Source organism: Streptococcus oralis (assembly GCF_023109155.1).
Lineage (GTDB): Bacteria > Bacillota > Bacilli > Lactobacillales > Streptococcaceae > Streptococcus > Streptococcus oralis_BZ.
Genome location: NZ_JALDUA010000017.1, coordinates 1 through 714 on the forward strand (window position 1 = coordinate 1; position 714 = coordinate 714).

Annotated in this window: 1 protein-coding gene; it reads right to left on the bottom strand. The window is 40.6% G+C overall.

Annotated elements, in window-relative coordinates; genetic code table 11:
* Window positions 1-714, bottom strand: a 714-nt coding sequence (locus tag M1F63_RS10095) for an isopeptide-forming domain-containing fimbrial protein (protein ID WP_247941330.1), incomplete at both ends; no start/stop codon positions are given.

Consider the following 714-nt stretch of genomic DNA (forward strand, 5'->3'; position numbering starts at 1 on the left):
ATTGGCATCCTTGAAGTTAACACTTGCTTTGTTTGGTACCAATTGATCCTTATAAGGAGTCAAATCGCTATGCGCTTTGAGTTTAGCTGGGATGTACAATTGAATCTCTTTGAAGCCTTTTAGTCGAGCGAAATCTTTCACTTTTACAGTGACAGTGTTTCCTTCAACACTTGTTTCAAGAGCTCCATTTGCATCACGACCGTCCACATAGGCTACTGGTGTATCAGCGATTGCCAAAACAGATTCAAGTGTATCTGTTACGGTGAACTCTTTGTACTTATCAATATCTTTTGGTAAAGCTGTATTGACATTGTACATGTAAGGTGCATCGTATTCGACATCCAAGTGGTCCAAGGTACGGTTGATTTTCTTCGTAATTTCTGGTTCTGGTTCTTTTGGAACGATAACCGGAACTTTATTCGAATCTTTGTGTAGCCCTGGTCTATTTGGAATGTTTGCATCATAAGAAGCCGTATTTGGAACAGTGAATCCACGATCTGTTAGATATGGAGTTAAATCAGCTCCCGCTTTAATCTTAGCAGTGAAGCTCAATTCAACAGCTTGACCGCCATTGGCTTTCACTTGTTCCTTTGTAAGGGTCAAGGTAATGGTTTGACCCTCTACCTTGATTTGACTGGCATCAAGAGCTTGACCATTCAAGATTGCACTTGCTGAACCTGCATAATCAAGAACAGACTCAAGTGTATCACTTAC